This window comes from Arthrobacter globiformis NBRC 12137, from assembly GCF_000238915.1.
Classification (GTDB): Bacteria; Actinomycetota; Actinomycetes; order Actinomycetales; family Micrococcaceae; genus Arthrobacter; species Arthrobacter globiformis.
Genome location: NZ_BAEG01000074.1, coordinates 1 through 19,100 on the forward strand (window position 1 = coordinate 1; position 19,100 = coordinate 19,100).

Annotated in this window: 20 protein-coding genes, 1 tRNA gene, 1 other RNA gene and 1 pseudogene; 10 read left to right on the forward strand and 13 right to left on the reverse strand. The window is 66.0% G+C overall.

Annotated features, from left to right (window positions below; all coding sequences use genetic code 11):
* Positions 1-5: 5 nt before the first annotated feature.
* Positions 6-746, reverse strand: coding sequence for a FadR/GntR family transcriptional regulator (locus tag ARGLB_RS13385; RefSeq protein WP_043419145.1), 741 nt, complete (start codon positions 744-746; stop codon positions 6-8).
* A 242-nt stretch (positions 747-988) separates the two neighbouring features.
* On the opposite strand from ARGLB_RS13385, the gene gnd reads away from it, so the two are divergent.
* On the forward strand, positions 989-2,425 hold the full coding sequence (gnd, locus tag ARGLB_RS13390; protein WP_003803330.1) for an NADP-dependent phosphogluconate dehydrogenase: 1,437 nt from the start codon (positions 989-991) through the stop codon (positions 2,423-2,425).
* A gap of 136 nt (positions 2,426-2,561) precedes the next feature.
* Positions 2,562-3,395 carry an oxidoreductase gene (locus tag ARGLB_RS13395; RefSeq protein ID WP_003803331.1) on the forward strand — a complete coding sequence of 278 codons (834 nt, stop codon included), beginning with the start codon at positions 2,562-2,564 and terminating at the stop codon, positions 3,393-3,395.
* On the opposite strand, the gene epsC is transcribed toward ARGLB_RS13395, so the two are convergent.
* From epsC to msrA, 3 genes are all read right to left on the reverse strand, one after another.
* Positions 3,392-3,976, reverse strand: coding sequence for a serine O-acetyltransferase EpsC (gene epsC / locus ARGLB_RS13400; RefSeq protein WP_003803332.1), 585 nt, complete (start codon positions 3,974-3,976; stop codon positions 3,392-3,394). The genes ARGLB_RS13395 and epsC overlap by 4 nt on opposite strands.
* Before the next feature lie 41 nt (positions 3,977-4,017).
* Entirely contained in the window at positions 4,018-4,953 is a 936-nt protein-coding gene (gene cysK, locus ARGLB_RS13405) for a cysteine synthase A (RefSeq protein ID WP_003803333.1), read from the reverse strand.
* A gap of 67 nt (positions 4,954-5,020) precedes the next feature.
* Positions 5,021-5,545: a peptide-methionine (S)-S-oxide reductase MsrA gene (gene msrA, locus ARGLB_RS13410; protein ID WP_003803334.1), complete on the reverse strand. Its 525-nt coding sequence runs from the start codon at positions 5,543-5,545 to the stop codon at positions 5,021-5,023.
* A 101-nt stretch (positions 5,546-5,646) separates the two neighbouring features.
* Here msrA and ARGLB_RS13415 point away from each other — a divergent pair, with 101 nt between their 5' ends.
* Together ARGLB_RS13415 and ARGLB_RS13420 are read left to right on the forward strand one after the other, a co-directional pair.
* Entirely contained in the window at positions 5,647-6,549 is a 903-nt protein-coding gene (locus ARGLB_RS13415; protein ID WP_003803335.1) for a Nif3-like dinuclear metal center hexameric protein, read from the forward strand.
* A gap of 180 nt (positions 6,550-6,729) precedes the next feature.
* The gene (locus ARGLB_RS13420; RefSeq protein WP_003803336.1) at positions 6,730-7,467 is read left to right on the forward strand and encodes a zinc ribbon domain-containing protein; all 738 of its coding nucleotides are present in this window, start codon (positions 6,730-6,732) and stop codon (positions 7,465-7,467) included.
* 66 nt (positions 7,468-7,533) lie between these two features.
* On the opposite strand, the gene ARGLB_RS13425 is transcribed toward ARGLB_RS13420, so the two are convergent.
* The gene (locus ARGLB_RS13425; RefSeq protein ID WP_003803337.1) at positions 7,534-8,298 is read right to left on the reverse strand and encodes a YaaA family protein; all 765 of its coding nucleotides are present in this window, start codon (positions 8,296-8,298) and stop codon (positions 7,534-7,536) included.
* Between the two features lie 63 nt (positions 8,299-8,361).
* Positions 8,362-9,009: an alpha/beta hydrolase gene (locus ARGLB_RS13430; protein WP_003803339.1), complete on the reverse strand. Its 648-nt coding sequence runs from the start codon at positions 9,007-9,009 to the stop codon at positions 8,362-8,364.
* 16 nt (positions 9,010-9,025) lie between these two features.
* On the opposite strand from ARGLB_RS13430, the gene ARGLB_RS24120 reads away from it, so the two are divergent.
* The 5 genes and pseudogenes from ARGLB_RS24120 to ARGLB_RS13445 all read left to right on the forward strand — a co-directional run bounded on the left by ARGLB_RS24120 (position 9,026) and on the right by ARGLB_RS13445 (position 13,077).
* Positions 9,026-9,301, forward strand: a complete 276-nt coding sequence (locus ARGLB_RS24120) for a hypothetical protein (protein ID WP_003803340.1) — start codon at positions 9,026-9,028, stop codon at positions 9,299-9,301.
* Between the two features lie 57 nt (positions 9,302-9,358).
* Positions 9,359-9,750, forward strand: an RNA gene (rnpB, locus tag ARGLB_RS22475) — RNase P RNA component class A.
* Between the two features lie 575 nt (positions 9,751-10,325).
* Positions 10,326-11,819, forward strand: coding sequence for a glyceraldehyde-3-phosphate dehydrogenase (locus ARGLB_RS13435; RefSeq protein WP_083839658.1), 1,494 nt, complete (start codon positions 10,326-10,328; stop codon positions 11,817-11,819).
* Positions 11,820-11,934: 115 nt separating this feature from the next.
* On the forward strand, positions 11,935-12,144 hold the full coding sequence (locus tag ARGLB_RS13440; RefSeq protein WP_043419152.1) for a TolC family protein: 210 nt from the start codon (positions 11,935-11,937) through the stop codon (positions 12,142-12,144).
* Between the two features lie 130 nt (positions 12,145-12,274).
* Positions 12,275-13,077: pseudogene (locus ARGLB_RS13445) on the forward strand (HNH endonuclease family protein).
* 28 nt (positions 13,078-13,105) lie between these two features.
* Here the strand turns inward: ARGLB_RS13445 and def are convergent.
* From def to orn, 3 genes are all read right to left on the reverse strand, one after another.
* On the reverse strand, positions 13,106-13,678 hold the full coding sequence (gene def / locus ARGLB_RS13450; protein ID WP_003803345.1) for a peptide deformylase: 573 nt from the start codon (positions 13,676-13,678) through the stop codon (positions 13,106-13,108).
* A 126-nt stretch (positions 13,679-13,804) separates the two neighbouring features.
* Positions 13,805-13,877 (reverse strand) — tRNA-His (locus ARGLB_RS13455).
* A gap of 154 nt (positions 13,878-14,031) precedes the next feature.
* A complete protein-coding gene (gene orn, locus ARGLB_RS13460; RefSeq protein WP_050934364.1) occupies positions 14,032-14,661 on the reverse strand; it encodes an oligoribonuclease in 630 nt (209 codons plus the stop codon).
* Between the two features lie 250 nt (positions 14,662-14,911).
* On the opposite strand from orn, the gene mptB reads away from it, so the two are divergent.
* Positions 14,912-16,468: a polyprenol phosphomannose-dependent alpha 1,6 mannosyltransferase MptB gene (gene mptB / locus ARGLB_RS13465; protein WP_043419154.1), complete on the forward strand. Its 1,557-nt coding sequence runs from the start codon at positions 14,912-14,914 to the stop codon at positions 16,466-16,468.
* On the opposite strand, the gene ARGLB_RS13470 is transcribed toward mptB, so the two are convergent.
* From ARGLB_RS13470 to ARGLB_RS13480, 4 genes are read right to left on the reverse strand one after another with little or no spacing between them, the layout of a single operon-like run.
* A complete protein-coding gene (locus ARGLB_RS13470; protein WP_003803348.1) occupies positions 16,461-17,147 on the reverse strand; it encodes a DNA alkylation repair protein in 687 nt (228 codons plus the stop codon). The two genes, mptB and ARGLB_RS13470, sit on opposite strands and share 8 nt — an antisense overlap.
* Before the next feature lie 14 nt (positions 17,148-17,161).
* Positions 17,162-17,671 (reverse strand): GNAT family N-acetyltransferase, encoded by a 510-nt coding sequence (locus tag ARGLB_RS24125; protein WP_003803352.1) that lies wholly within the window; start codon positions 17,669-17,671, stop codon positions 17,162-17,164.
* On the reverse strand, positions 17,599-17,778 hold the full coding sequence (locus ARGLB_RS24130; protein ID WP_245531538.1) for a hypothetical protein: 180 nt from the start codon (positions 17,776-17,778) through the stop codon (positions 17,599-17,601). The genes ARGLB_RS24125 and ARGLB_RS24130 overlap by 73 nt, the downstream gene beginning before the upstream one ends.
* A gap of 56 nt (positions 17,779-17,834) precedes the next feature.
* The gene (locus ARGLB_RS13480; RefSeq protein WP_003803354.1) at positions 17,835-18,926 is read right to left on the reverse strand and encodes a LacI family DNA-binding transcriptional regulator; all 1,092 of its coding nucleotides are present in this window, start codon (positions 18,924-18,926) and stop codon (positions 17,835-17,837) included.
* Between the last annotated feature and the right edge of the window lie 174 nt (positions 18,927-19,100).

Genomic DNA, 19,100 nt, shown 5'->3' on the forward strand with positions numbered 1-19,100 from the left:
CAGAGCTAGGCCGACTGCGGGCGCCGCTGCAGCGGAACGAAAACCCTCGGCTGCTCCACCCAGACGGGTTCCATCTCCGAGATGGTGCGGCGCATGATCCTGCTCGACGCCTCGCGGGCCTCCGACGCGTTGCCACCAAAGATGGCTTCAGCCACATCGAGGTGCCACTGCAGCGTGAGGTCGCGGGGGCGGTCGGGCATGAGGCCGTGCACGGTGCGGCCGGTCAGGGTTTCGGCCACCTGGCCCACGAGGTTGGCAAACATCTCATTGCCGGAGCCGCTGAGCAGCAGGGAATGGAACTGGATATCGAGCTCCAGGAAGCGTGGCACGTCGCCGGCCTTGCCGGCCTCGCGCATTGCCAGGGCCACGTCGAGCAGCTCCTGCCGAAGTTCCTGCGGTGCATTGACCGCCGCGAGTTCGGCGGCCACAGGCTCGACGGCGGAGCGGAGTTCCGCCAGGGAACGCAGCTGGGCGCCGCGCCCTTCCCCGGCCAGCCGCCACCGGATGACGAGCGGATCAAACGGATTCCAGCGGTGCGCCGGCAGGACCTTGATGCCGACGCGCTTAGTGGTTTCGACCAGGCCAAGCGACTGCAGCACACGGACGGCTTCCCGGATCACAGACCGGGATACCTGCAGTTCGTCCTCCAGCTGCTCCGCCAGCATCACGTGCCCTGGCGGGAGGCTGCCGTCGACGATTCTGGTACCCAGGTGCTCGACGGCACGGTGGTGGAGGCTGGTTGACATAGTGGTAAGCATAATCGGGCGGGGAGGCTTTGGTGCCCAGCAACCAGGGCAGTCTGGACGGCGCTGTGGGGACACGCCATAAACTCTTTAAGGCGCGGTTTGCGTCCAAGGAGTGGTCACCCGCTTTCGCCCTCGACCGCGAATATATATGCTTTATTCACGATCTGCTTTTCTGACGGGTGCTCCGCAGGACATGCGGGACCCAACGCACACACGTTGCACAGACTGAATGGGAGTTTTTGATGTCAGCACACATCGGTGTCACCGGCCTTGCGGTGATGGGCGCCAACCTGGCCCGCAACCTTGCCCGGAACGGCTTTACGGTTGCCCTGCACAACCGCTCGGTCGGCAAAACCGACACCCTGCTCGAAAAGCACGGCCACGAGGGTGACTTCGTCAGGACCGAGTCCCTTGAGGAACTGGTTAACTCCCTCGAAAAGCCGCGCCGCGTCCTGATCATGGTCAAGGCCGGCAAGCCGGTTGACTCCGTGATTGAGCAGCTCGAACCGCTGCTGGAGGCCGGCGACATCATCATCGACGCCGGCAACTCGCACTACGAGGACACCCGCCGCCGCGAAGCCGCACTGGCCAAGAAGGACCTGCACTTCGTGGGCGTCGGTGTCTCCGGCGGCGAAGAGGGCGCCCTCAACGGCCCGTCCATCATGCCCGGCGGCTCCAAGGAATCCTACGAAGCCCTTGGCCCGCTGCTCGAAAAGATCTCCGCCAAGGTCGACGGCGAGCCTTGCTGCGCTTGGGTCGGCACCGACGGCGCAGGCCACTTCGTCAAGATGGTCCACAACGGCATCGAGTACGCCGACATGCAGGTCATCGGCGAAGCCTTCGATCTGCTGCGCTCCGGTGCCGGGATCGAGCCGGCAGAGCAGTCCAAGATTTTCACCGAGTGGAACAAGGGCGAGCTGTCATCCTTCCTGATCGAAATCTCCGCCGAGGTCCTGGGCCACGTTGACGCCAAGACCGGCAAGCCGTTCGTCGACGTCGTGGTGGACGCAGCGGGCCAGAAGGGAACGGGACGCTGGACGGTCATCTCGGCACTGGAGCTTGGCTCGCCGGTTTCCGGCATCGCCGAGTCCGTCTTCGCCCGGGCACTGTCCTCCCAGGCCGACCAGCGGAAGCTGGGCCAGGAGCTGCTCGCCGGCGAGGAAGCCGCCGTCGAAATCCCCGAGACCTTCGTTGAGGACGTCCGCCAGGCGCTCTACGCCTCCAAGCTCGTTTCCTACGCCCAGGGCCTGGACATGCTGACTTCGGCAGCCAAGGAATACAACTGGGACCTGAAGCTGGACGAGATTGCCTCGCTGTGGCGCGCCGGCTGCATCATCCGCGCCGAACTGCTCAAGGACATCACCAAGGCCTACGCTGCGGACGAGAAGCCTGCCAACCTGCTGTTCGCCCCGGCCTTCACCAAGGCCATCGCTGACGCGCTTCCGGCCTGGCGCCGCGTTGTGGCCACCGCCGTCCAGCTGGGCATCCCGGTACCGGTGTTCTCATCCTCCCTGGCGTACTACGACGGTCTGCGCCGCAAGCGCGTGGCCGCTGCCCTGATCCAGGGCCAGCGCGACCTCTTCGGTGCGCACACCTACGGCCGCGTCGACGCCGAGGGCACGTTCCACACCCTCTGGGGCGAGGACAAGTCCGAAATCGAGGCAGTGGACACCCACTAGCTTCTGCGCCACACCGGCTTTGACCGTAACGGCCGGCGCTTGCCCGATAGTCTGGGGAGCGCCGGCCGTTGCCGTTTAACGGAATCGGCCTTGCGTGCCGGCTGTCCGCCGTTGCCGTGTCCAAGGAGTGCCGCACATGTCCCAGCCAGTTGCGTTTGTCACCGGTGCGTCCACCGGCATCGGGTTCGAAGCCGCCCGGAAGCTCAGCGAACACGGGTTCACCGTGTACGCCGGGGCCCGGCGGGTCGAAAAGATGGAACCGCTGAAGGCCGGCGGAGTCAACGTCCTGGCCCTGGACGTGACCGACGAGGCGTCCATGGCAGCAGCTGTCGCGGCCATCCTGGAAGCCCACGGCAGGATTGACGTCCTGGTCAACAATGCAGGCTACGGCTCCTACGGATCGCTTGAGGAAGTGGAGCTGGCCGAGGGCAGGCGGCAATTCGAAGTCAATGTCTTCGGCCTGGCACGCATGACCCAGCTGGTGCTTCCCGCCATGCGTGCCGCAGCGCAGGGGAGGATCATCAACGTGTCCTCCATCGGCGGCAAGATGTACGAGCCCCTCGGCGCCTGGTACCACGCCACGAAGTTCGCGGTGGAAGGTCTAAGCGACTCGCTGCGGCTGGAGCTCAAACCGCACGGCATCACGGTGTCGATCATCGAACCGGCGGGGACACGGACGGAATGGGGCGGCATCTCGGGCGAGAGCCTGCTGGCAACATCCGGGCACGGACCGTACGGGGAGCAGGCGAAAATCGTCGCCGGGGCGCTGGCATCCACTTCAAGTTCAACCATGGCGACGCATCCGGGTGTGATCGCCGATGCCATTGTTCACGCCGCGACGGCGCCGCGACCGAAAACCCGCTACCCGGCCGGCAAGGGTGCCCGCGCTATCCTGACGTTGCGCAGGCTCCTGCCCGACACCGCGTTCGACGTTGTGCTGTGGACGATCTACAAGCGGTTTGCCCGCTAGATCCGGTATTCGATGTAATACTCTGCCGGGTCCACGGCGGGCTTGGTCTCCCGCTGCGCGTCGCGGTGCCGCCAGCTCGCCGGGATGCCCGTAACAATGGACTCCGGCGGTGCGTCCTTGACGACGACGGCGTTCGCCCCCACGGCGCTGTCGTTGCCGATGAGGATCGGACCCAGGATTTTGGCGCCCGCGCCGATCGTCACCCGGTCCCCGATGGTCGGGTGGCGCTTGACCTTCGCGAGGGAGCGGCCGCCGAGCGTGACGCCATGGTAAATCATGACGTCCTCACCGATCTCGGCCGTTTCGCCGATGACCACACCCATGCCGTGATCGATGAAAAAGCGGCGTCCGATGGTGGCGCCGGGATGGATCTCGATGCCGGTCAGGAACCTGGTGAGCTGCGAGATCAGCCGTGCCGGAAACCGCGTGGACGGGTTCTGCCACAGCTTGTGCGTCAGACGGTGCGCCCAGATGGCGTGCAGCCCTGAGTACGCGAAAAAGTTCTCAAAAGAACCTCGAGCCGCCGGGTCGTGGGACCGGGCGGCGTCGAGGTCTTCCTTAAGTCTTGCGAAGAAACCCACAAAGATCTTTCTACAGGAAACGGAAAGCAGCTGGCTAAGGTCTAGCCGCGGATGTCGTCATAGAGCACGGTGGAGATGTAACGCTCACCGAAGTCGCAGACCACCGCGACGATCAGCTTGCCGGCGTTCTCCGGGCGCTTTGCCAGTTCCAGGGCGCCCCAGACGATGGCGCCGGAGGAGATGCCGCCCAGGATGCCTTCCTTGACGCCGAGCTCGCGGGCGACGGCCACGGAGTCTTCCAGGGTGGCGTCCAGGACCTCGTCGTAGACGTTGGTGTCCAGGAGTTCGGGGATGAAGTTGGCGCCGAGGCCCTGGATCTTGTGCGGGCCGGGTGCTCCACCGTTGAGGATGGGGGAGTCCTTGGGTTCCACGGCAACGATCTGGACGTCCGGGTTGCGCTCCTTCAGGACCTGGCCGACGCCCGTGATGGTGCCGCCGGTGCCGATGCCGGAGACAAAGATGTCAACCTTGCCGTCGGTGTCGGCCCAGACCTCCTCAGCGGTGGTCTTGCGGTGGATCTCCGGGTTGGCTTCGTTGGCGAACTGCTGTGCCCAGATGGAGTTCTCGGTGTTGGCCACGATTTCCTGGGCCTTTTCCACGGCACCGCGCATGCCTTCGGAGCCCGGGGTCAGCACAATCTCGGCACCGAAGGCGCGGAGCATGACGCGGCGTTCGGTGGACATGGTTTCCGGCATGGTCAGGATGACCTTGTAGCCGCGGGCTGCGCCCACCATGGCCAGCGCGATGCCGGTGTTGCCCGAGGTGCCTTCGACGATGGTTCCGCCGGGCTTCAGCGCGCCCGACTTCTCCGCAGCGTCGATGATGGCGACGCCGATACGGTCCTTGACGCTGTTGGCCGGGTTGTAGAACTCAAGCTTGACCGCAACGGTGGCGTCAAGGCCTTCAGTCAGGCGGTTGAGCTTGACCAGCGGGGTGCCGCCCACCAGTTGTGTTACATCGTCGTAGATCCGTGCCATGTGTACTTGCGCCTATCTCTCAGGAGGGAATACTTTGGTCAGCCTAACGATGGGGTCAGCGCCCCTGCTAAGCATTAAGCCATGCAGAGTAATATTTCCGCGCCTTGGCCAGCTTCGGGTTAATAATGACCTGGCAATACCCCTGCTCCGGGAACTTGGCGTAGTAGTTCTGGTGAATGTTCTCCGCCGGATAGAACACAGGGAGCCGGCTGACCTCTGTCACAATCGGCCGGGACCACAGGGCCTGGTTCCGTTCGATCGCCTCCTCGAAGAGGATTTTCTCCTCGGTGGTCTCATAGAACATTGACGAGCGGTACTGCGTTCCGACGTCGTACCCCTGGCGGTTGAGCGTGGTGGGGTCGTGCAGGGCGAAGAACATGTCCAGGATGACCTCGGCCGGGATGACATCCTCATCGAAGGTCACAGCAACCACCTCGGCGTGCCCGGTGGTGCCGGAACAGACAGAGTAGTAGTCGGGGTGGCGTTCATGGCCGCCGGTGTATCCCGAAACCACCGACGAGACGCCCATCGTTTTCTGGTAGACGGCGTCCAGGCACCAGAAGCAACCCCCGCCAAGCACAAAAGTTTTCATGTCCTCTTCAATGGTTCGCACGCGCCAATGATTCCCCCAGCCCACCCTAGGGTCATATGCCGCTCAGAGGCCAGAGCCGACTGTAGGGTAAAAGTATGAGTATGGAACCTGTGAACAGTGACGTTGCAGCGGAACCGGAAGAAGCTCCCGACGCCGCCGGGTCACCCGCCGTTGCAACGCTGGGGCAACTCATGCTGGCCGTGGAGGAGCTCTGGCCGGAGTCCCTTGCAGAGGCATGGGACGAGGTGGGGCTCGTGGCCGGCCATCCGTCAGCTGAAGTCACGCGCGTCATGTTCGCCGTGGATCCCACACTAGAGGTCATTGACGAGGCCATCGAATGGGGCGCGGAACTGCTCATCACGCATCACCCGCTGCTGCTCAAAGGCGTCACCTCGGTGGCCGCCAACACAGCCAAGGGCCGGGCGGTCCACCGCCTGATCGAGTCCGGCACGGCACTGCTGACGGTCCATACCAACGGAGACTCAGCGGTGGGCGGCGTTTCCGACGTCCTTGCCGACGCCCTGGGACTGCAGAACGTGGCGCCACTGACCCCGGCAGCCGACGGCCTTCCGGAGGAAGGCATCGGGCGCGTTGGGGACCTTAACGAGCCCATGACGCTGGGCGATTTCGCCGCGCGGGTCTTCGGCATCCTTCCCTCGGTGGCCGGCGGCGTGCGCGTCTCCGGGGACAAGGACGGTCTGGTGCAGCGGGTTGCCGTGTGCGGCGGGGCCGGGGATTCCCTCTTCGACGAGGTCAGGGCCAGCAACGCGGACCTTTACATCACCGCCGACTTGCGCCACCACCCGGCCTCCGAAGCCAGGGAGGCGGCGGTGAACGGCCGCCCCTACCTCATCGATGTCTCGCACTTTGCCAGTGAATGGCTGTGGCTCCCGGCTGCCGCCGAGGCGCTGGGCAACGTGCTCGCGGACCAGGGCCTCGACGTCGAAATCAAGGTCAGCACCACCAACAGCGACCCGTGGGACTTCATACTGACTCCCGGCTAAGCCTGGCGCGCGAAGTCCATGGCAGGGCCCATGCCAGCGAGGGGCCCGCACCGAGCGCAGCGAGGTTTGGGAACCGGTGGGGATGCGTAGCGAGGCTGGGGAGCGCGTTAGGCGCTAGAGTCTAGAAGACCCCATAGGGGTGCCGGCCAAGGGCCGGATGGGATCAAGCGGAGGTAAAACGTGGCCAAGGCAGCACCGGCGGAACAATTGAAGTTGCTCGAGCTCCAGGGCCTCGATGCCCGGCTGAAGTCACTGTCGAACCGCCGCCGCAGTCTTGAAACCGATCCGCGGATCACCGACCTCGAAGCGGCCCTGAGTGTTGCCAACGGGGAACTGGGCGCCGCGAAACTCGCCGTCCACGATGCCGAAGCCGAACTGAAGCGGGCCGAGGCGGATGTGGAGCAGGTGGCAACCCGGATTGAACGGGACGAGGCCAGGCTCAACAGCGGCACCGGTCTCTCCAAGGATCTCGTTGCCCTGCAGAAGGACATCGCCTCGCTGAACAAGCGGCGCTCGGACCTGGAGGACGTCGAACTGGAGGTCCTGGAGCGGCTGGATGTCCTGCGCGAACGGCAGGCGGCCCAGCAGAGCATCGTGGACGATATCCAGGGCTCGTTCGGCGGGATCCGGGCCGAACTCGACGAGCAGTTGGCGGAGGTCAACGCTGAGGAGACCGTACTTCGCAGCCAAAGAGCAGAGTTCGCCGCAGGGCTGGACGCCGGAGTGCTGGCTGTTTACGAAAAGACGCTGGCTCGGCGCGGCGTGGGCGCGGCGCGGCTCTTCCACGGAACGTCGGAAGGCTCGGGCATGCAGCTGAGCCCCGGCGACCTGGCCGAGATCAAGGCCGCCGCCGAGGATGACATCGTGTTCTGCCCGGACTCCGGCTGCATCCTGGTGCGCTCCGCCGAGTGGGTCTGACGCAACTAACTTGCAGTTGATGCCGTTCTGGGCTCTCAAAACGGCATTGACTGCCAGCCGGTTGGGTCAGCCCGGCAGGACGATGTTGAGGGCGTGGGCCTTGCGCGCCGTGCCCGGAACGAGTTCGGCCTGCCACTTCTCGGCTGCCGCCTTCCGCAGCTGCTCCGGCGTCGCCGGGGCTTTGCCGCGCCGCGTCAGCAGGTGCCGGGCCAGCTCGCCCCGGGTGTGCTTGGCAAAGTGGCTGACCACCTTGCGCGCGCCGTTCACCTCCGTGAATACATTGACCGTCACGGTGTCGGCCGGCGGGGGAGTCCAGGCGGCCGCGTAGGTGCTGGACCGGCAATCGACCAGGAGCTCGCCGCCGGCAATTTCGCCGAGGGCGTCGGTCAGCTGCGGTTTCCAGAATGAGGCAAGGCGTCCGACGTCGGGCAGTGCTGTTGACATGGACAGCCGGTAGGCGGGCACTGAGTCTGCGAACCGGATGGCGCCCCACAGTGCGGAGATGACCAGCACCGACTCATCCGCCCGGCGCCGCTGCGCCGGCGTCATCGACTTGTAGCCGAGGGCGTCGTACAGCACGCCGGAGTACACCTGGTGCGCCGGCGCCGCCGGTTCGGCGTGGAGCCGCGTGTTGCGTTCGACGTCGTCCTTGAGCGAGGCTCCGACGCCCAGCAGGGCGAGGGCATCCTCATGTGCGCTGACTGTCCCCAGCGCATCGAGCACCTTCGCCCGGTAGGTATTCAGCACAGGGAAACTCAACGAAGCCCAGTCCATGGCGTCTCCACGGACGGCCGGAGTCTTGCCTTCGGATGGGGGGAGCAGAATCAGCACCGTACGATCTTACCGGCCGGGTGCGGGATCAGCTGAAGGGCGGGATCGATTGACGGCGGGGGCTCAGCCCAGGGAACGGCCCAGGAAGTCCAGCACGTCCGGCAGGACGGACCGCCAGTACAAGGCGTCGTGGCCGCCGGGCTGAAAACCGCCCTCTACCCTGCCGGGAAGTCCCGAACGGTACTTGTGCACCGTAGGGGCAAGATTGTCCTCACTGCCGCAGTCGATCCTTTTGGGAATCGCCGCAAGTCTCGGCCGGAGCGCAAAAACGTCGTTCGCCCTGAAATCGGCCGGGCCGTCGAAGGCGCCCTCCATGCCCTCTTCGTAGCTGGACCAGACGGCCGGGCTCATGGCCGCAACGGCGCGAACTCCGGACACCCTGCCCCGGGATGCCAGGAGGAGCGCGCCGAACCCGCCCATCGACGTGCCGAAGATGCCGACCTTTCCGAGGTCAAGCCCCTGGTCGCCCAGGAACGGCAGGAACTCCTGCACCAGCATCGACTGCGTGTCGCTGCCGTCGGCGCGGGCATGCCACCAGGAATCGCCGCCGTCCACGGCGGCGACCGCAAAGGACGGGCCGCCGTCGTCCAGGTGACGCTGCAGGGCCCGGTCCGCCGCGAGGTCGCCCAACAGAACCTCACTGCTGCCGCCCAGCCCGTGCAGGAACACAGCCACCGGCAGCAGCTGGCCCGCCTCGTCCGGAAGCGGCACGGCCAAGGACCAGTGCGTGGTGACCGACGGACGGAAGCGGGAGACAAATGCCCCTGTCCGGGTCGACACCGTGGAAGGCGGCGATGGGGGAGCCGGCGGAACGGCCGCCGTCGTTGCTCCCGGCGAAGTAGGTGTTCCGGCCGAATCGGGCAGGGAACTGGACGTCGCGGGGCCGGGAACAGGTGGCGGCGGCGCCGTGCAGGCGGATGCCGAGGTCAGACCGGCAGCGACACCTGCCAAATGCAGCAAGCGTCGCCGTGTGAAGGACGGCTGGTCCATTTCCCGATTTTAGACCCCGCGCCGGGCGCGTGTCCGGGTCCGCGCGAATGCCCGTAAACTGGACTGCGGATGGGTTGACCAGGCGGCCGCGCGCCACGCAAGTGGCTCGAGGAACGTCCGGGCTCCACAGGGCAGGGTGGTGGGTAACGCCCACTCGGGGTAACCCGCAGGCCAGTGCCACAGAAAACAGACCGCCTGCGTCGCGCCGGTTTGAAAGCGGCACGAAGCAGGTAAGGGTGAAACGGTGGTGTAAGAGACCACCAGCTTCCCGGGTGACCGGGAAGGCTAGGTAAACCCCACCCGGAGCAAGGCCAGACAGGACACGTTTGAGGGCTGCCCGCCCGAGTGTCCGGGTAGGCCGCTGGAGGGCGCCGGCAACGGCGCTCGTAGATGGATGGCCGCTACTCCCGCGCCGGCAACAGCGCGGGAGCACAGAACCCGGCGTATCGGTCAACCCATCCACTCAAAGCCGGCAGCAGGTTGGACCGTCATGCTGCGTCCTGGCCGGCGACTCCGTGAGCGGGACAGTCCGGGTTGGTGGGGCGGGGATGCTGCGGACTGTACCGCCAGGGTGCACACGTGCATCCGGGTGTCCGGTTGGTTGGGCGCTGCCATGCACTCCCGGCTCCGAGGGCGACCATTTCATACATCATTTGGCCTTTCTTTCGCAGACGGCATATTTACGAGTGCATCGCCGTCAGGGCCGTCAGCTTATGGCCCCCCGAAGGCGTGCGGATAGTGGTTGCCGGGATTGCGTCGATAACAATCCGGCATCCCGGGCGACAGGCATCACACCCGGTGTGAGTGATTTCACGGGCTCCGGGGCAAGAGAAGCCCCCGGGCGCGCCTAGAATGGATGGTGAACGTAGAAGTTCTACCGCCGGATCTGCGTTCGCAGCCGGCGGTTTTTCTTTGCACGGTCAACGGCATCCGGGGTGGACCGAAACCCTGCCGGTGCCAGCTTGCCCTGGATAACTTCCAGTGGCCGCCATCCGGTTTACGAGGACGTAGCCGGTTGAACCAAGGAAGGTAGTTCTGTGAGCCAGACGTCAGATTCTTGTCTTGATACGTGGATGGGCCGTGAGGCGCTCGCCGAGGCCATGATCCCGGTTATCGGCCGGCTGTACCGTGAAAACAACGTGGTTACCTCCATCCACGGACGCAGCCTGATCAACAAGTCCACCATGAACATCCTGAAGGCGCACCGCTTTGCGCGCCGGATGAGCAAGGATGAGCTGCTCCTCGAGGAGACGGCACCGCTGCTGAACACGCTGGCGCAGCTGGACCTGGGTGCCGCTGCCATCGACATCGCCCGTCTGAACCAGAAGTTCAAGTCCGACGGCGGCGATCTGACTCTGGAGGAATTCCTCCGCGCCGAGCTGGCTGAGGTAGTGGGCAAGCGCGGCGCCGACGACCGCACCAGCACCGACGTCGTGCTCTACGGCTTCGGCCGCATCGGCCGCCTGCTGGCGCGCCTGCTCATCGAAAAGGCGGGCGGCGGCCACGGCCTGCGCCTGCGCGCCATCGTGGTCCGGCGCGGCTCCGACAACGACCTGGCCAAGCGGGCAAGCCTGCTGCGCCGCGACTCCGTTCACGGTTCCTTTGAAGGAACCATCAAGGTGGACACCGACGCCAACACCATCACGGCCAACGGCGTCCAGGTCCAGGTCATCTACTCGGACAACCCGGCAACGATCGACTACACCGCCTACGGCATCAAGGACGCCCTCGTGGTGGACAACACCGGCCGCTGGCGCGACGCCGAGGGTCTCGGCCAGCACCTGCTGAGCAAGGGCGTGTCGCGGGTGCTCCTGACCGCGCCGGGCAAGGGTGACCTGAAGAACATCGTGCACGGCATCAACCACCGCGACATCACGGACGCGGACCGGATCGTGACGGCCGCCTCCTGCACCACCAATGCCATCACCCCGGTCCTGAAGGCCCTCAACGACAAGTACGGCGTGATCCACGGCCACGTGGAGACCGTTCACTCGTTCACGAACGACCAGAACCTGATCGACAACTTCCACAAGGGCGACCGCCGCGGACGCTCCGCCGCCCTGAACATGGTGATCACCGAAACCGGCGCCGCCAAGGCTGTGGCCAAGGCTCTCCCGGAACTGCAGGGCAAGCTCACCGGCAGCTCCATCCGCGTCCCCACCCCGGACGTGTCCCTGGCTGTCCTGAACCTCAGCCTGGAACACGGCACCACCAAGGACGAGGTCAACAACTACCTGCGCGAGATGTCGCTGCACTCTGAGCTGCGCAAGCAGATCGACTACATCGACTCCCCGGAGGTCGTCTCCACCGACTTCGTCGGTTCCCGCCGTGCCGGCATCGTGGACGGCCTCGCCACCATCGCCAACGACAAGAACCTGGTCGTCTACGTCTGGTACGACAACGAGTTCGGCTACAGCTGCCAGGTGGTCCGCGTCATGGAGGAAATGGCAGGGGTCAACCCGCCGACCTTCCCGGCCAAGGATTCCGCAAAGGACGCTGCCCCGGTCCTGGCCGTGGCAGCCCCGGTCTAACCGAAGCGTTCCGTCAGCCCCGCCGGCACACCTGTGCCGGCGGGGCTGACCCGTTCCCGGGAACTTCCCGGGCAATTCTATGGAATCAGCCGGTAAACGGGCACAAACTTGTGTCATGGAACAGAACCCGACACTCCAGCATGAGACAACCCTGGAACATGCCCTCGAAGTTGCCAAGGCCAACCAGAAAGAAGCCCAACGGCTTCTGGACCAGGCCCGCACTTCACATGCGGCAGGGGAGATCGGCGATGACAGGGTGGCCCAGCTGGAGCGGCTGCTTGATCTCGCCAACACCGATCTTCATCGGGTCATGCGCGAGCAGTAGGCCACCCGCCCTCCACTGGGCACCTGTCCTCCACACTGTGGATACCCGCACAGCGCCGGCCGGTTTCGCCTAGGCTCCTGGATGTGTACCCGCATCCTGACCCGGAGCCCTGGCGCCCCGAGGCGTGCCTGTGAGCATCAGCTGGGCCGGCTACCGGCGCGCCCGGCGTAAATCCCGGCAGGCGTGGGCGGTGCTCGGTGTCGCCGCGGCAGCGGTGGTCGCCGCCACTGTGTGGTTTTTTGCGGCAGGCCAGTTCATCGCCGCCGAGCCCGCCGTGTCCGGGCCCAGCGAGGCTCCGGTATTCGATGCCGCCTGGATGAAGCCCGTGACGCCCCCGTACCCGGTGCCGCGGGGCAGCGCGGCCGCTGCGCTGGGAGCCCTGGCGGTTAAGGGCAGGGCAGGGCATCCGGCAGCGACTACGACCGGTCCGCCTTCGGCCAGGCCTGGCAGGACGCCGACCACAACGGCTGCGACACCCGCAACGACATCCTGCGCCGGGACCTTCACGACGTTGCGTTCACCAAGGGATCAAAGTGCAAGGTTGCCGCCGGCACCATGCATGAGCCGTACGTGGGGCTGGTGGTCAGGTTCGTCCGCGGGGCAGATTCCAGCAAGGACGTGCAGATCGACCACGTCGTCGCGCTGGGCGACGCCTGGCAGAAGGGGGCCCAGCAACTGACGCCGCAGCAGCGGCAGAACCTCGCCAACGATCCGCTCAACCTCATCGCCGCGGACGGTGACGCCAACCAGGAGAAAAGCGCGTCTGACGCCGCCACCTGGCTGCCGAAGAACAAGGCGCTTCGGTGCCACTATGTGGCGCGGCAGATCTCGGTGAAGGCAGCGTACGGCCTCTGGGTCACGCAGCCGGAAAAGGACGCCATGGCCCGCGTGCTGGCTTCATGCCCGCAGCAGCAGACGGTGGTGCCCGGGTAGGGCCTCAGCGGCAGGAAGAGCGCCGGTATCAGTGGCCGAACGGGTCCGGGTCCACGCCCGGCATCCAGGTCAGGCCCGGGACGCCCCAGCCGCTCTTCTTGGCCTGCTTCATCGCCTTGCGGGCATACCTGTCGATGAGCCGGTTGACGTACAGCTTGCCGTCCAGATGGTCGTATTCGTGCTGGATGATGCGGGCAAACCAGCCGGTCGCCTCGAAATCCACTGGCTTTCCGTGCCCGTCAAAGCCCTGCACGCGTACCCATTCGGCACGCTTGAGCGGATACTGCCCACCGGGGAAGGAGAGGCAGCCCTCCACCTCCTCGTCCGGATCCGGCAGCGCCCCGGAGACCTTGGAGAGGGTCAGCACAGGATTCACCACGACGCCGGCCGGGGGAGCGCCGTCCTCGTTCTCGAACTTGTACACGAAGATCCGCTTGCCCACGCCGATCTGCGGCGCGGCCAGTCCCACGCCGTTCGCCATGTCGTTCGTTTCGAACATGTCGGCAATCAGCTGGCGGAGCCCGTCGTCGAACTCCTCCACTTCAGCAGCCCGGCGGTGCAGCACCGGCTCACCCCAGATGGTGATGGGCAGAACGGTCATGTCAGGGAATTTCCTTCGGCGCTTTGCCGGGGCGAGCCGGCAGGGGGTGGAAACCAACAAAGGCCGCACCGGATAACCGGTACGGCCTTTGTTGCTGGCCGGCAATAAACTGCCGTCCTCGGTGCGGGTGAGCGACGGGGGTTGAACCCGCGACCTCCTGGACCACAACCAGGCGCTCTGCCAACTGAGCTACGCCCACCATGTGCCCTGCGGACCGTCCGGTTTCCCGGCCTTCCGAAAAGGCAACGACATATAGCTTACCTGCTGTTGGGGGATGCTTTTGCCACTTTTGGCTGTTTCGGCAAAATTTCCCTCAAACGTGGCGCAGATTACTTTCCGGGCTGCTCCGCTGCTTACTTTCCGGGCTGCTCCGCAGCGGTCGGCGTCAGGCCTTCCGCTGCCGGCTGGCCGACCGCGGAGGGCGACGACGAGATGCGCTGGGAGATCTTCTGGGCCGTGGCGCTGTCCGGTCCCGGTGCGGGCACGAAGACGGCGTCGCGGTAGTACCGGAGTTCGTCGATGGAATCCTTGATGTCCCCGAGGGCGCGGTGGCCGCCGAGCTTCGCCGGCGCCTGGAAGTAGGCGCGCGCATACCAGCGCCGGGACAATTCCTTGATGGTGCTGACGTCGATGATGCGGTAGTGCAGGTGCTCCACCACCGAGGGCATGTCCCTGGCGAGGAAGACCCGGTCCGTTCCCACCGAGTTGCCGGCGAGGGGCGCCTTGCGGGGGTCGGGGACCCACTTGCGGATGTAGTCCAGCACCAGGGTCTCCGCCTCTGCCATTGTTTTGCCGGCCGGAAGCTCGGTCAGCAGGCCTGACCGGGTGTGCATGTCCCGGACGAAGTCGTTCATTTGCGCGAGGGCGGCGTCGTCCGGCTTGATCACCACGTCCACCCCGTCGCCGAGGATGTTGAGTTCGGAGTCGGTCACCAGGGCCGCGACCTCGATCAGGGCGTCGTTGACGCTGTCGAGGCCGGTCATTTCGCAGTCGATCCAGACGATGCGTTCGTTAGTAATAGGCACCTGTTCAGCCTACCGTTCAGCCGCGTGCAAGCCTTGGAGAGGCGCTCCGGTGCTAACATTTCGGGTACGTGGCAACGCCACCTTGCGCCGCCGTGTCCCCGGCGACGCCCATTTTGGCTGGCCGCTCAGCTTGGCTGCAGATGGGGCAGCACGCCCACATGAGATATGCCTAAAGAGATAGGCGCAGAAGAGATTGGACGATCCTGAGATGACGGCGCCTGTGCCTGCGATAGGGGAAACGGCCACCGGCGCTTCCACGGACCCGGCCGGCCCGGAAGTGGACAACCCGCGCTCCCCGATCCTCTCCGGCTTCATCGGTTCCATGTTCCTGCTCGTCGGCTCCCTCGGCGTCGGGTGGCTGGCGCCCGGCTCGGAGCTGCGGCGGATGCCGCTGTTCATCTGGATGCGCACCGAGGCGTTCGGCGTCGGGCTGTCCATTGTGCTGCTTGCGGTGGGCGGCATGCTGCTGGTCCGGGCATGGCTCAGGCTTGGCCAGCACATCCACGTGTGGGGCCGGGAGGCCCGCAGAGCCACCCTGCAGGCCGTCGTCGCGTGGGGCCTTCCCATGATGTTCACCGTCCCGCTGTTCAGCCGGGACGTCTACGCGTACATCGGCCAGGGCCGGCTGATGGTGGAGGGCTTCAACCCGTACGAGAACGGCATCTCGGCGCTGTCCAACTACTTCCAGCTGGGCGCGGACAAGATGTGGACCGAGGCCCCGGTTCCCTACGGCCAGGTGTTTTTGTGGATCGAGCAGTTCGTGGTCTGGTCCACCAACGTCCACCCGGAAGCCAGCATCATGCTGTTCCGCCTGGCCGCTCTGGTGGGTGTGGTGCTCTGCATCGTCTACGTCCCCAAGCTTGCCGAACTGCACGGGGTCAACCCGCACCGTGCCCTGTGGCTGACGGCGGCGAATCCGCTCTTCCTGACCAACTTCATCGCCAGCGTCCACAACGATTCGCTCATGATCGGGCTCGCCCTCGCCGGCCTGTACTACTGCGCAACGCGGCGGGTCATTTTCGGCATTGTCCTCGTGACGGCCTCCATCGCGGTGAAACCGATCACCGTGGTGTTCCTTCCGTTCATCGGCCTGCTGTGGGCCGGCAAGGGGGCCAGCTGGCCCCGGAAGTTCGTGTTCTGGGGCCTGACGGCCGGGATCAGCCTTGCCCTGCTCTACGCAATGAGCCTGGTCAACGGCTTCGGGTTCGGCTGGATCAATGGCCTTTCGGCGCCCGGCAGCGTCTGGATCTGGTACGCCCCCGTGGGGCTGCTCGGCCTGGTGGTCGCATCCATCGCCAACGCGTTCAGCCTGGACGGCTGGGGGCTGGCCAAATGGGTGTACGACGCCGGCAAGCTCCTTGCCGTGGGCATCGTCGGCTGGCAGATTTTCCGCGGTGAACATGACCGCCTCATGCGCCGCCTGACGCTCGCCTTCGCGGCTGTTGTGGTGCTGGCGCCCATGATCCAGTCCTGGTACGTGGTGTGGCTGATCCCGCTGTTCGCCGTCACGGGCATCCGTGACGACTGGCAGGTCAAGGCCCTGTACTTCATCGTTTCGTTCTTCATGGTCTATGCCATCTCGGACCAGCTGGAAGTCTTCCCCTACCTGCAGACGGACGACCTGGGCCTCGCCCTGGCGCTGGCCCGCAACGCAGCCGCGATCATCGCCCTGCTGTTTGCGCTGTACCTGATCTTTCTGGACCGCAGCACCAAGCTGCTCTTCAGCAAGGCGGACCAGCCTGTCACGGTACGCCCCGTTATCTGACCTGCTGGTTTTTCAGGGCTTCCCTGCGTGAGAGCGGGCTGAGCGACGGCCCGTTCCGTGCCACAAATTCCAGGACCCATTCCGGGTCGGTTTTGGCGTACTCACGCAGCGCCCACCCGATGGCCTTGCGGATAAAGAATTCCCTGTCGGCCATGTTCGCCTCGATGACGGCGGTGAGCAGGCCGGTGTCCGTCTGCCCTTTGGCTCCCAGCTGGGCCGTAATCGACGCCCGCCGGATCCAGAAGTCCCCATCGACGCTCCATTGGAGCAGTACGCGGGTAAGTTCCTCCCGGTGGGCCTTGAGCAGTGCGCCGATCCGGTGGGTGACCCCGTCCACATAGTCCCAGGATGAGCCCGTTCGGATGATCTCCTCATACACCGGAAGCATCAGCGGGTCTCCGGCCACGCTCCGCAGCCCGGTCAGGTCGATCGCAGCGTAGCGTTCCTCGCGGTAGCGGGCGTCCCGCCACAGGGCAAGCACCGTTGACCTCAGGTCGTCGGCGGTTTCAAAGGGATGGGCGGCGGCCACGGCCTTGGCCGTTCTGCGCACGTCCGGCACGCGGACGCCAAGGGATGGTGTTGCGGACTTCATGTAGGCCTGCGCCGCGGCGCCGCGGACGGGATCTGCCGCCGCCCGCAGTTCGGAGCGAATCAACGCCAGGACTGCTTCGTTTGCCATGCTGCTCGTCCGCGTCATCCCACCTGCAGGCGCACAACGGCGCGCCCCGGTACAGCGTCGCTGACCACGTCAAACCCGGCGGCCAGGAACAGCCCGAGTGTGCCAGGGTAAAGGTCCGCCGGTCCGGCCTTCGGCCGTTGCGCAGGATCCACCGGATACCCCTCCACGACGGCGGCACCGTTGGCATGCGCGTGGTCGACGGCGGCAGCGAGCAGGGCGGCGGCCACGCCGCTGCGCCGGTGGCCGGGTGCGACGACGAAACAGCTCACCGACCACACGCTCCCGGCGCCGCTGTCATCCTCTGTGACTGCCGCGCCGGCAGCCTTGAACACCTGGGAACGGAGGATCCGCGGGTAACACCCGCGCGGCTCCACGGCGCACCAGCCGACGGCGGAACCACTCCGGTACGCCAGGACCCCCGGTGCCGGCCCGCCGCCGTCGAACTTGTCTTTCAGCTGTGCCTTGCGGTCAGTCGGAGGCGTGGCAGCGAAGCCGCGGCCCCGGGCAGGGCAAAGAAGCGGCACCAGCAGCGTGAGGGCTCACCGCGGACGCCGAACAGCTGCTCCACGGCCGGCCACTCGGCGGCCGCGGTGGTGATACCGCCTGCTGCCTCCTGTGCAGGCTCTGTCATGGCCGCCTTTCCATGCTGGGGGGACTGTCCGGCTGCGGGACTGTCTTGGCTGAAACTTATGTGGCCGGTTCGCCGGCCGGCTCGGTACTCCGGCGGAGCGTCACTTCGCCGGTGACCCCGACGGTGGCGGCGGCCGTTGGGCCGGAACCCGCGACGGGCACTGCCAGCCTGCCGATCTCCTCCAGGGGCAGGCGGACAGTGGAGAGGGCGGGCCGGAAGTCGCGCAGGGTTTCGATGTCGTCAAACCCGGCGATGGCGGCGTCCCGAGGGATCCGGAGCCCCTTGGAGCGCAGCGCGGCGGTGGCCCCGATCGCCATGACGTCGTTGACGGCGAAGATACAGAGCCGGGGGTATCCGGCGTCAGGACCGGCCCCTCGGCTGCCGCCAGGCGCGCTGATGCGGGCTGTGAGTTCCAGGCCCGCCTCGTATCCGCCTGTGCGGTCGAATCCGGTGTGCAGGACGTCCGCCGGCGGCAGCCCGGCGTCCGCCAGACCTCGCTGGAAGCCGCGTACCCGGTCGTCGGAGGTCAGGAGCCCTTCCGGACCGGCAATGATCACGAACTCCCCGGCGTGCGAGGCGGCCAGTTCCCGGGCGAGTGCGGCCGCGAGATCCTCGTTGGGAACCTCAACCACGTGATAGCCCTCGTCGGATTCGGCGCCCACCACGGCGTGGCCCACCACGCCCACCCGGCCGCCGTTGCGGCAGTAGCGGTCGAGCTCGGCGGCCAGTTCGGCGTTGCCCTGCCTGTCGGACGTCCGTGTAGACCGCGACCCGGCGATCACTATCGAGTCGGCCCGGCGCGCGGCAAACGCTGCCACTGCCGCCCGCTCGTCGGCGGGGCTTCCCGCCGTGGTGGCCAGCAGCACCATCTTGTTCTGGTGCCGGGCGGCGGTCTGGACGCCGCGGGCGATGGCCGAGAAGTAGGGGTCGGCAATGTCGTGCACGATGAGCCCGATGAGGCCGGAGCTTGACTTGGCGAGGCCCTGGGCCTGGGCGTTGGGGATGTACCCCAGGGAGTCAGCGGCCTTCCGGACGCGCTCTGCGATGTCCGGCCCGGGGGTCCTGGCCGAACCGTTCAGGACCCGGCTGGCGGTGGCAGGGGAGACTCCGGCCAGGCGGGCTACTTCGGTCAGCGTGCTTGCAGCCACAGGCGCAACTCCTCTTCAACAGGCCCCAGCCTCGGGAAACTCGGCTGATGCCCACATTATCGCAGTTGCAGAAAAGTCAGGAAAGCGCTTGCCAGATTGGCTCCGGTTCTGCACTATAGAAGCAGCGGGAATGCGCTTTCCCGATTCACTATCCACCACGACTGAATGAGGACT

Excerpts from the sequence above, each read along its gene's own strand:
- ARGLB_RS13385 (WP_043419145.1), bottom strand. The coding sequence starts at position 746 with ATGTCAACCAGCCTCCACCACCGTGCCGTCGAGCACCTGGGTACCAGA.
- gnd (WP_003803330.1), top strand. The coding sequence starts at position 989 with ATGTCAGCACACATCGGTGTCACCGGCCTTGCGGTGATGGGCGCCAAC.
- ARGLB_RS13395 (WP_003803331.1), top strand. The coding sequence starts at position 2,562 with ATGTCCCAGCCAGTTGCGTTTGTCACCGGTGCGTCCACCGGCATCGGG.
- cysK (WP_003803333.1), bottom strand. The coding sequence starts at position 4,953 with ATGGCACGGATCTACGACGATGTAACACAACTGGTGGGCGGCACCCCG.
- msrA (WP_003803334.1), bottom strand. The coding sequence starts at position 5,545 with ATGAAAACTTTTGTGCTTGGCGGGGGTTGCTTCTGGTGCCTGGACGCC.
- ARGLB_RS13415 (WP_003803335.1), top strand. The coding sequence starts at position 5,647 with ATGGAACCTGTGAACAGTGACGTTGCAGCGGAACCGGAAGAAGCTCCC.
- ARGLB_RS13440 (WP_043419152.1), top strand. The coding sequence starts at position 11,935 with ATGGAACAGAACCCGACACTCCAGCATGAGACAACCCTGGAACATGCC.
- def (WP_003803345.1), bottom strand. The coding sequence starts at position 13,678 with ATGACCGTTCTGCCCATCACCATCTGGGGTGAGCCGGTGCTGCACCGC.
- orn (WP_050934364.1), bottom strand. The coding sequence starts at position 14,661 with ATGACCGGCCTCGACAGCGTCAACGACGCCCTGATCGAGGTCGCGGCC.
- mptB (WP_043419154.1), top strand. The coding sequence starts at position 14,912 with ATGACGGCGCCTGTGCCTGCGATAGGGGAAACGGCCACCGGCGCTTCC.
- ARGLB_RS13470 (WP_003803348.1), bottom strand. The coding sequence starts at position 17,147 with ATGGCAAACGAAGCAGTCCTGGCGTTGATTCGCTCCGAACTGCGGGCG.
- ARGLB_RS24130 (WP_245531538.1), bottom strand. The coding sequence starts at position 17,778 with ATGACAGAGCCTGCACAGGAGGCAGCAGGCGGTATCACCACCGCGGCC.